Raw genomic sequence first — 11,002 nt, forward strand, 5'->3', positions numbered from 1 at the left:
AAGGAGGAGCGGTCGTGAACTTAAACGCCACTCTTATCGGTGAACTAATTGCATTTACGGTGTTCGTACTTTTTTGTATGAAATTCGTATGGCCACCACTAAACGGTGCAATTGAAGCTCGCCAGAAGAAAATCGAAGATGGTTTAGCTGCCTCTGATAGAGCCGAAAAAGACTTAGAACTTGCGCAAAAGAAAGCTGCTGAACAGCTTAAAGATGCAAAAGCTCAAGCGGCTGATATCATTGATCAAGCTAAAAAGCGTGCCGTGCTAATTGTTGACGAAGAAACTGTTCGTGGTCAGCAAGAGCGTGAAAAAATTATTGCTCAAGGGCATTCTGAAATCGAATCAGAGCGTAACCGTGTAACTGAAGAGCTACGTAAACAAGTAGCTACTCTTGCAGTGGTTGGTGCTGAACGTATTTTAGAGCGCGAAATCAATCAAGCCGCACACAGTGACATCGTTGAAAAACTTGTCGCTGAGCTGTAATTAGGAGGGTATGAGCATGTCTGAATTGACTACTATCGCTCGCCCATACGCTAAAGCGGCTTTTGAACTTGCCGTTGAAAAAGGCACTATTGAAAGCTGGAATGATATGTTGTTTTTTGCTGGCCAAGTTGCCAGCAATGAACAAGCATCAAGCATTTTAGCTGGATTGCCTACTGCTACTGCACAAGCTGAGTTATTTAACAAAATTTGTGCTGAGCAGCTCAACGAACAAGGTCAGAACCTAGTGAAGGTGATGGCTGAAAATGGACGTTTGATAGCCCTACCTGCAGTTGCAGAGTTATTTGCTGAGTTTAAAGCAGAATACGATAAAGAAATCGAAGTAGACGTGATTTCGGCAACACCTCTTGCTGCAGCGCAGCAGGAGACATTGGTAGCGGCACTTGAAAAACGTTTCGCACGCAAAGTTAAGCTGAATTGTAGTGAAGACGCAACAGTCGTTGGCGGACTTATTATTAAGTCTGGCGACACTGTTATCGACGGCTCAGTACGCGGTAAATTAAACCGCCTAGCCACAACACTACAATCGTAATTGGGAAAAAGAGCATGCAACTTAATTCCACTGAAATTTCAGATCTGATCAAACAACGTATTGAGCAGTTCGAAGTTGTAAGTGAAGCTCGTAACGAAGGTACTATCGTATCTGTTACAGACGGTATCATCCGCATTCACGGTCTAGCTGACTGTATGCAAGGTGAAATGATTGAGCTTCCTGGCAACCGTTATGCTATCGCACTAAACCTTGAGCGTGACTCAATTGGTGCAGTAGTAATGGGTCCATACGCTGACCTTACTGAAGGCGTAAAAGTTTATACAACTGGCCGTATCTTAGAAGTTCCTGTTGGTCGTGGTCTACTTGGTCGTGTTGTAAACACACTAGGTGCCCCTATCGATGGTAAAGGCGCTTTAGATAACGACGGTTTTGAACCTGTAGAAAAAATTGCCCCTGGTGTAATCGAACGTAAATCAGTAGATGAGCCAGTTCAAACTGGTTATAAATCTATTGATGCGATGATCCCAGTTGGTCGTGGTCAACGTGAGCTTATCATCGGTGACCGTCAAACAGGTAAAACTGCACTAGCAATCGATGCAATCATCAACCAAAAAGGCACAGGCGTTAAGTGTGTGTATGTAGCGGTTGGTCAAAAAGCATCTACTATTGCTAACGTAGTACGTAAATTAGAAGAGCACGGTGCCCTAGCAAATACTATCGTAGTTGTTGCATCTGCTTCTGAGTCTGCGGCACTTCAGTACTTAGCTCCGTTCTCGGGCTGTACTATGGGTGAATACTTCCGTGACCGTGGTGAAGACGCGCTAATTATCTATGATGATTTATCTAAGCAAGCTGTTGCTTATCGTCAAATCTCATTGCTACTTAAGCGTCCACCAGGTCGTGAAGCATACCCAGGTGACGTATTCTACCTTCACTCTCGTCTTCTAGAGCGTGCATCGCGTGTAAACGCTGAGTACGTTGAGAAATTCACCAATGGTGAAGTGAAAGGTAAAACAGGTTCATTGACGGCATTGCCTATCATTGAAACTCAAGGCGGCGACGTTTCTGCGTTCGTACCGACTAACGTTATCTCTATCACCGATGGTCAGATCTTCTTAGAAACTGACTTATTCAACTCAGGTATCCGTCCGGCAGTAAATGCTGGTATCTCGGTATCGCGTGTTGGTGGTGCTGCACAAACTAAAATCGTTAAGAAACTAGGTGGCGGTATCCGTCTAGCCCTAGCTCAGTACCGTGAATTAGCTGCGTTCTCGCAGTTCGCGTCTGACCTTGATGATGCAACACGTGCTCAACTTGAGCATGGTGAGCGTGTAACAGAGCTAATGAAGCAGAAACAGTACGCGCCAATGTCTGTTGCTGAAATGTCTTTGTCGCTATTTGCAGCTGAGAAAGGTTATCTGAAAGATATCGAAATCGCTAAGATCATGGATTTTGAAGCATCTTTACTTTCTTATGCTAATAGCACATACGCAGAGCTTGTGGCTCAAATCAATGAAACTGGTAACTACAACGCCGAGATCGAAGCGCAACTTAAAGAACTTCTAGAGAAGTTCAAGTCTACGCAAACTTGGTAATTTAGTTATTAATGGTGCGCTTTAGTTTGCTAAAGCACACCTTGATTCGGAGAGAGAGTCATGGCCAGCGGAAAAGAGATTAAAAGCAAGATCGGAAGTATTAAAAATACTCAAAAGATCACTAGCGCAATGGAAATGGTTGCTGCGTCTAAAATGAAAAAGGCGCAAGACCGTGTAGCTTCAAGCCGTCCATACGCTGAAAAATTACGCAAAGTGATTGGTCGTGTTGCTCAAGCAAATCTTGATTTTACTCACCCGTTCTTAGAAGAGCGTGAAGTAAAACGAGTTGGTTATATTGTTATCTCTACAGACCGTGGTCTGTGTGGCGGTTTAAACTCTAACGAGTTTAAAAAAGTTGCACTAGATGTTAAAGCGTGGAAAGAAAAAGGTGTAAACGCTGAGTTTGCAACTTTAGGCAGTAAAGCTGCTGGTTTCTTCCAACGTTTTGGTGGTCAACTACTCGCTAAAAAAGCGGGTTTAGGAGATAAGCCTTCAGTACAAGACATTATTGGTCCTGTAAAAATAATGCTAGATGCATTCTCTGAAGGAAAAATTGACCGTTTATTCTTGGTATATAACAACTTCGTTAATACCATGAAGCAAGAGCCAATTATAGATCAGTTACTCCCTTTGCCAAAAGCTGAAAAAGAAGTATCTGCTTACACATGGGATTACTTATATGAGCCAAACCCAGAGGCTATTTTAGAGTCTTTGTTAGTACGTTTCATTGAGTCTCAAGTATACCAAGGTGTAGTTGAAAACGCTGCCTCTGAACAGGCCGCCCGTATGGTTGCAATGAAAGCTGCAACTGATAACGCTGGCGACCTTATGGATGAGTTACAGCTTGTTTATAACAAGGCCCGTCAAGCGGCAATCACACAAGAAATTAGTGAGATTGTTTCTGGCTCAGCCGCAGTTTAATGCTTCTGGCAAAGATTAACGAGAGGAATAGACATGAGTTTAGGTAAGGTCGTCCAAATTATCGGTGCCGTTGTGGATATTGAGTTTTCACAAGACAACGTGCCAGCCGTATATGACGCGCTAAAAGTAACAGACGGTGATTTAGCTGGTTTGACTCTAGAAGTTCAACAGCAGCTAGGTGGCGGTGTGGTACGTACTATCGCACTAGGTACTACAGACGGTTTACGTCGTGGTGCATTAGTATCAAACACAGGTGAAGCGATTCAAGTTCCAGTTGGTAAAGCAACACTTGGTCGTATCATGAACGTACTTGGTGAGCCAATCGATGAAGCTGGCCCAATCGGCGAAGAAGACCGTATGTCTATTCACCGTGCAGCGCCTACTTACGAAGAGCAATCAAGTTCAGTAGAACTTTTAGAAACTGGTATTAAGGTAATTGACCTTGTATGTCCATTTGCTAAAGGTGGTAAAGTTGGTTTATTCGGTGGTGCCGGTGTTGGTAAAACCGTAAACATGATGGAACTTATCCGTAACATCGCAATCGAGCACAGCGGCTACTCAGTATTCGCAGGTGTTGGTGAGCGTACTCGTGAGGGTAACGATTTCTACCATGAAATGAACGATTCAAACGTACTTGATAAAGTATCGCTTGTATACGGTCAGATGAACGAGCCTCCAGGTAACCGTTTACGCGTAGCGTTAACTGGTCTTACTATGGCTGAAAAGTTCCGTGACGAAGGTCGCGATGTACTTTTCTTCGTAGATAACATCTACCGTTATACACTTGCTGGTACAGAAGTATCTGCACTACTTGGTCGTATGCCATCAGCGGTAGGTTACCAGCCTACACTTGCTGAAGAAATGGGTGTACTACAAGAGCGTATCGCTTCAACTAAGACGGGTTCAATTACTTCAATCCAAGCGGTATACGTACCTGCGGATGATTTAACGGATCCATCTCCAGCAACTACCTTTGCTCACTTAGATGCAACAGTAGTACTTTCACGTGATATCGCATCACTTGGTATCTACCCAGCGGTAGATCCACTTGATTCATCTTCACGTCAACTTGACCCATTAGTAATTGGTCAAGAGCACTACGATACAGCACGTGGCGTTCAAACAGTTCTTCAGCGTTATAAAGAACTTAAAGACATCATTGCAATCCTAGGTATGGACGAGCTTTCTGACGAAGATAAGCAACTTGTATCTCGTGCACGTAAAATCCAACGTTTCCTATCTCAGCCATTCTTCGTGGCAGAGGTATTCACAGGATCGCCGGGTAAATACGTGTCACTTAAAGACACAATTGCTGGCTTCAAAGGCATCTTAAACGGTGAATTTGATGATATGCCAGAGCAAGCGTTCTACATGGTTGGCTCTATCGAAGAAGCTCAAGAAAAAGCCAAAAGCATGTAATTAGGAGGGTAGTATGGCAGCTATGACTGTACATCTTGACGTAGTAAGTGCTGAGCAGAGTTTATTTTCTGGTTTAGTTGAATCTATTCAAGTAAGTGGTAGTGAAGGTGAGCTAGGTGTTAATGCTGGTCACGCTCCACTACTAACTGCCCTTAAACCTGGTATGGTACGTTTAGTTAAGCAACATGGTGAAGAAGAGCTCATCTATATTGCTGGCGGTACACTAGAAGTTCAACCGAACATAGTGACTGTCCTTGCAGATACTGCAATTCGTGGTGAAGACCTTGATGAGCAAGCTGCAGAACAAGCTAAACGTGACGCTGAACAACAAATGGCACAAGGTGGAACTGCTGAGCTAGATTATAGCCAAGCAGCGATACAACTAGCTGAAGCAATCGCTCAGTTACGTGTTATTCAGCAATTACGTAATAAGTAAGCCTATCTGGTTTTTTAAAAGCCCACTTTATGTGGGCTTTTTTGTGCCTGTAGAGATGACATGGAAAGACTAAGCTGTTAATCTGCAGTTAATCGTATGTGGTGGTTTATTATCGGAATCAAGCAATAAATAAGCTGCTGTAAGGATATAATGTAAGCGAAAAAATGAAACAAGCAGAGTTTCCTGATTCAGTAATAGAAGTAAAATTTGGTACTTGGTGTTTAAATATAAAGCGGCAAATAATTAATGATGGCATCGTTGAAAAAGAGCTAGAGCCACTACTGTTTAAAATTTTAAGTTACCTCATCCTAAATAAAAATACTATTATCACCCGCCAAAATCTAATCGATGATGTTTGGTGTCAAAGTTATGTTGATGATAACGCGATAAATAGAGCGATATCAGAACTTAGAAAAATCTTAAAATCCCCTAACCAAGCTGCTTTAGTTGTCAAAACACATTATCGAAAAGGATATAGTTTTGTACCCAATGTTGAGTTTATAGAAAGTGGATACCAAAGCCCGAACTCAAATCCAGTCAATGAGCTAGATTCTAAAGAAGCCGCTAAGCCGGTGGCAAAAAAATACACTGTTTGGGTATTAGCCTTACTGATCATTCTGCTAGCAAGCATTGTAGTTAGCTTATTTAAATGGACAGCTACAAAAAACGAAGTAAAAATCATTGATAAAAGCTATCAAGAAGAGGTTTTGTCAATGAAGGACGGATCTCATTCTTATCTTGTACTTTCACCCAATGAAAAGAACATAGCGTTCATTGTTTCAAAAGGTGGAGTAGGGAATCAATTAATTAATAAGGAACTTGATACAGGAAAAGAAAAATCATTATCAAAACCCGGTTATAAATTATATCCAGTTGGTTGGTCACATAACAATAATGAGATTATCTACTGGCAAAGTAATGGCTTGGATTGTCAGGTATTTATTGTTGATAGTAACTTTTCTGGCGAGAGTCGATATTTGTTTGATTGCTCACATTTACCTTTTTCTGGGCAGGGGGTTAATGATACTAGCCTCGTATATTCTAAATTTGGTTATCGTAATCGGGATGAGCTTGCTGTATTGATGAATCGTAACCTCATAACAGGTGAAGAGTATCAAATAAGCTCTCCCAATCTAAATTCTTACGGTGATCAGTTTTTAGCATACATAAAAGGTAAAAATAAGGTGGTTTTTGAGCGCCATCAACTCGATTCTAGCGAGTTGTATATTGCAGATGTTGAGGGAGGGTCTCAAACTCACCTATATACCACTAAGAATCGTATTTGGACATTGAAATATCATCAGGGATCAGATTCATTACTTTGGTACGATAATGTTGATCGTATTCTTTATCAATACTCCCTAGGTAATCAGAAATTGCTTCAAAAAATATCTATGCGAGGGATTTCAGATTATTCATCTACAATGCCATTGAATCCCAGCGAGATGCTCGCGATTGAATACCCATTTAGCGTACGCATTCACCAATTAGATTTGGATAACTTTAATTTTAAAGATATGATGCCAAAAGACATATATCCATTTAATGCGCAAAACACTGATAATGGGTATATTTATTATCTATTTCAAGATGCACAAATAGTTAAGTTAGCTGTATTAGACACTACCACGGGTACTGTGAGTATTAAATCAAATAGTGTTGATTTTAGGGAAATAAGAGTTTCAAGTGATGGGGAAGAACTATTAACAATAAAAGCTAATGAAATTGAGGTTCGTGATACAGCTGAGTTAAATTTAAAAGATACTATTACAATTGATGGCAATATCATCAATGTTGAGTATCTAAATAATAGAAATATTGGCTATATTGTGCGTGGTAATAATACGACCAGTAACAAATCCTATCTGTATGATAGGGAAACAAAAAAAAGTATATTGCTACCAATAAGTAATCCAATTTGGTTTGAGCAGCTTTCATCCTCAAAGTATATATTTCTTTCAGCACAAAATAAGTTACAAATTTTTGATAGTTGGAATAATTTAATAACTCACGAGTTTGAAATAAGCCCTGTATTGTATATGCATTCGTTTACTCTTGATGGAGATAAACTTTTTCATTCTGATGGCTTGAATATCTATTTATATGATTTTAGCTTAGGTTTTGAGGTTAAAGCAGAGCTTGTTTACACGCTAAAGGATAATAAACTAATAAGTCAGCTAAGTTATGCGAATGGGCAGGATAGCTTATCGATTACCACCATTGAAACTAACAATAATAAGCTCATAAAAGTGGTTGAAGTGCCCCAGTAACTTTTTAGAGTCGTTGAGATATTTTTCAATAATAAGACAATCGAAATACTGTCATAATATTTTACTTATATCCTTCACCAATCCTCGTTACAATAGTCACAAATAAAGCGAATAATAATTTCAGCTTAGATTCAGTGGCTATTGTTAGATTGCCCATTGAGTAGGTGCACATGATGTGACTTACGTTATCTTGGTTGAATTTACACACGCTTACTCATTCCAATAAAACAAAGAAAGAAGGATATTGTTTTAATGTCTCTGACTACAGTAATTCTTGCTGCGGGTAAAGGTACTCGTATGCGTTCTGCTTTACCTAAGGTATTGCATAAAGTTGCCGGTAAACCTATGGTGCAACACGTTATCGATAATGCTAAAGCACTCGGTGCTACATCGACTAACTTAGTTTATGGTCATGGCGGCGAATTATTACAACAACAACTTGCTGACAACGATGTAAACTGGGTGCTTCAAGCTGAGCAGCTTGGTACTGGCCATGCAGTGGCCCAAGCAAACCCACATATTAATGATGAAGACACTGTATTGGTTTTATACGGTGACGTACCACTGACAAAACAATCAACCCTTGAGCGTTTACTCGCTGCCACACCTGAAAACGGCTTAGCCGTGCTTACTGTAAATTTAGCTAACCCTAATGGTTATGGCCGCATGTTACGTGTTGATGGCAAGCTAGTAGGGATTGTTGAACAAAAAGATGCAAGCGCAGAGCAATTACTTATTAACGAAGTAAACACTGGCATTATGGCTGTTAATGGCAAGCTACTCAAAAGCTGGTTAGGCAACTTATCTAACGAAAACGCGCAAGGTGAATACTACCTCACAGATATAGTCGCCATGGCGCACAGTGAAGGTGTTGAGATCAGCTCAGCACAACCCGATCACCCAATGGAAGTTGAGGGCGCAAACAACCGCGTACAACTTGCAGGCCTTGAGCGCGCGTATCAAGCATGGCAAGCAGAAGAATTAATGTTAAATGGTGCAACACTGGCTGATCCTGCTCGCATTGATGTACGCGGCGAAGTGACAACGGGTGAAGATGTACTAATTGATGTAAACGTTATTTTTGAAGGTAAAGTGACTCTTGGGAATAACGTAGAAATTGGCCCTAATTGTGTACTTAAAAATTGCACCATTGGCGATAACGTTATTATTAAAGCAAATACTTTAGTCGAAGATGCAACCGTTGCAGCTAAATGTACATTAGGTCCTTATGCTCGCCTGCGCCCAGGTGCGATTATGGAAGAAGACTCGCATATTGGTAACTTTGTTGAGATGAAAAAAACTCGTTTAGGTAAAGGCTCTAAAGCAAACCACTTAAGTTACTTAGGTGATGCGGAAATTGGCGAAAAAGTTAATATCGGTGCTGGCACTATTACCTGTAACTACGATGGCGTTAATAAATCAAAAACTATTATTGGCGATAATGCTTTTATAGGCTCTAACTCTTCATTGGTTGCTCCTGTAAATATTGGTGCAACAGCAACTGTTGGTGCAGGCTCTGTGATCACTAGCACGGTTGAAGATGAACAGCTCGCAATCGCACGTTCAAAACAGCGCAATTTAACCGGTTGGAAACGCCCAGTTAAAAAATAACTCCTTATTTACATTACCCTAATGTAACAAGAAAGCGAATTATGAAGTGACCCCCAATAGTTGGACATTCCAATTACTGGGGGTCTTTTTTATTTTCCAGAGTACATGTTAGTTAGAATGAAGCATTTAAGCTCAGCTCAATACTACGTTCTGCGCCCATCCAGCACTTACTGATATCATAACAAGCACCTACATAACGCTTATCGGTTAAGTTGCTTATAGCTAAACCTAGTCTATAACTATCATTAAAGCGGTAACTGGCTGCGGCATCAAACAAAGTATACCCTGGTACGGTACCAGAGTTTTGTGCATCTAATTGGCTTTCACCTACATATCGTACGCCGCCGTTAAATTCTAACGCGTCACTAAAGAAGTAATTTAGCCACAGTGATGCTTGTTGTTCTGCCACCCAAATAGGAGTTTTACCTTCTAGTGTTGGGTTTTGTGGGTTATCGGTTACTTCAACATCCATATCCGTAAGGTTTAATGTTACATCTAATGAGTCATTAAGTTGTTGATAGATGCTCGCTTCAAAACCTTTTGATTGTACTTCGCCATTTTGTATCTTCTTCATGAAGTCAGGGGTATTAACCACAACATCTTGTTTACGTAGGTCAAAGAAGGCGGCAGTAATTTTTGTGCTTGAATCACTATTATGGTATTTCAAACCTAACTCGATTTGTTCTGCCGTTGTCGGTTTAAATGCTTGCCCTGTTTCACTATCAACTCCGGGAGTGGGCTCGAACGATTCTGAATAACTTGCATATGGAGCAATATTATTTTCAAAAGTATAGATAGCCGCCATTCTATAAGTCGTATCGCTTTGGTCTATTTCTTGGTTACTAGTAGCGCCACTTACTAAGGTATCGGTTAAGCTGTAGTAGTTATCATGGCGTAGACCCGCAATCACTGTAAGCGCATCAATTTTAATTTCATCTTGCAGATAAAAACCGCGTTGTGATTGTTCTAAACGATCAAATTGACGATAAGTATCTAAAGCGGCAGTGGTATCGTCATTAAACTGATTGTAATCAGGATTTGATAAATCTAAGCTTGGGGTACTAGCACCAAAGGTATCAGCATAGTCGAAAGTTGAATCTAGAGTTTGGTATTCAAAACCAAATAAAAGGTGGTGATTGCTATCAGCAAGTTTGAATTGCATAGCGAGTTGGTTATCAACTACAAAGCCTTCCGCATCTTCGATAGTTTTATATGCTGTACGGGATAATACTTTATCTCCATCAGCTAAACCAAAGTCATAACTATTTTGTTGCGTGGCGTCTGCATTGGTGTAGCGGAAATTCTGTAAAAATGATATTGAGTTTGAAAATTCATGGTTTAATTTATAACCAATCATAGTGACTTCGCGGGCAAACTCAGCCCAGTTTTCATCACCAGCATATGCATCAGGCTCTAATTTCCCGTAACTAGCTTCGTAAAGAGTTCCTTTACCGGGAAGGGTTGTTGATGGCACCATCTTAGGATCATCTTGATAATATAAATTAACATTTAAGCTAGTTTGCTCACTAATATCAAAAGTGACAGAAGGTGCAATGGTTATCCTTTCTTCCTCTGTGGTCTGTTGCTGGCCATCGCGACTACGAGCAAGCGCAATGAATCTATAATTCACACCGTCAGTGATCGCGCCTGTGCTATCTACAGCCAGTTCAGCCAAATTATTTGTGCCTATACGTGCTCTAAAGTTATGCTCTGAAATAGCTTGCGGAGTTTTAGCTGTTTGATTGACCATTCCT

9 protein-coding genes (1 of these 9 running past the window's edge) are annotated in these 11,002 nt (G+C 40.6%); 8 read left to right on the forward strand and 1 reads right to left on the reverse strand.

Annotated elements, in window-relative coordinates; genetic code table 11:
• Positions 1 to 14 precede the first annotated feature (14 nt).
• From atpF to glmU, 8 genes are all read left to right on the forward strand, one after another.
• The gene (atpF, locus tag KAN5_RS14470) at positions 15 to 485 is read left to right on the forward strand and encodes a F0F1 ATP synthase subunit B (protein ID WP_016710497.1); all 471 of its coding nucleotides are present in this window, start codon (positions 15 to 17) and stop codon (positions 483 to 485) included.
• Positions 486 to 501: 16 nt separating this feature from the next.
• The gene (atpH, locus tag KAN5_RS14475; protein ID WP_016710496.1) at positions 502 to 1,035 is read left to right on the forward strand and encodes a F0F1 ATP synthase subunit delta; all 534 of its coding nucleotides are present in this window, start codon (positions 502 to 504) and stop codon (positions 1,033 to 1,035) included.
• 14 nt (positions 1,036 to 1,049) lie between these two features.
• Complete coding sequence (atpA, locus tag KAN5_RS14480) at positions 1,050 to 2,591, forward strand: F0F1 ATP synthase subunit alpha (RefSeq protein ID WP_016710495.1); 1,542 nt, start codon at positions 1,050 to 1,052, stop codon at positions 2,589 to 2,591.
• 60 nt (positions 2,592 to 2,651) lie between these two features.
• Entirely contained in the window at positions 2,652 to 3,512 is an 861-nt protein-coding gene (gene atpG / locus KAN5_RS14485) for a F0F1 ATP synthase subunit gamma (protein WP_016710494.1), read from the forward strand.
• Between the two features lie 33 nt (positions 3,513 to 3,545).
• Positions 3,546 to 4,931, forward strand: coding sequence for a F0F1 ATP synthase subunit beta (atpD, locus tag KAN5_RS14490; RefSeq protein ID WP_016710493.1), 1,386 nt, complete (start codon positions 3,546 to 3,548; stop codon positions 4,929 to 4,931).
• 13 nt (positions 4,932 to 4,944) lie between these two features.
• Positions 4,945 to 5,367 (forward strand): F0F1 ATP synthase subunit epsilon, encoded by a 423-nt coding sequence (locus KAN5_RS14495; RefSeq protein WP_016710492.1) that lies wholly within the window; start codon positions 4,945 to 4,947, stop codon positions 5,365 to 5,367.
• A gap of 164 nt (positions 5,368 to 5,531) precedes the next feature.
• Complete coding sequence (locus KAN5_RS14500; protein ID WP_138553996.1) at positions 5,532 to 7,637, forward strand: winged helix-turn-helix domain-containing protein; 2,106 nt, start codon at positions 5,532 to 5,534, stop codon at positions 7,635 to 7,637.
• A 252-nt stretch (positions 7,638 to 7,889) separates the two neighbouring features.
• Positions 7,890 to 9,248: a bifunctional UDP-N-acetylglucosamine diphosphorylase/glucosamine-1-phosphate N-acetyltransferase GlmU gene (gene glmU / locus KAN5_RS14505; RefSeq protein ID WP_244389983.1), complete on the forward strand. Its 1,359-nt coding sequence runs from the start codon at positions 7,890 to 7,892 to the stop codon at positions 9,246 to 9,248.
• A 112-nt stretch (positions 9,249 to 9,360) separates the two neighbouring features.
• Here the strand turns inward: glmU and KAN5_RS14510 are convergent, their stop codons facing one another.
• Positions 9,361 to 11,002 carry the 3' portion of a TonB-dependent siderophore receptor gene (locus KAN5_RS14510; protein ID WP_244389984.1) on the reverse strand. The gene runs 458 nt beyond the window's last position, so only the last 1,642 of its 2,100 coding nucleotides appear in the window; the start codon falls outside the window, past its right edge — the gene reads right to left on this strand; its stop codon occupies positions 9,361 to 9,363.

This window comes from Pseudoalteromonas sp. KAN5 (genome assembly GCF_022846535.1).
Taxonomy (GTDB): domain Bacteria; phylum Pseudomonadota; class Gammaproteobacteria; order Enterobacterales; family Alteromonadaceae; genus Pseudoalteromonas; species Pseudoalteromonas haloplanktis.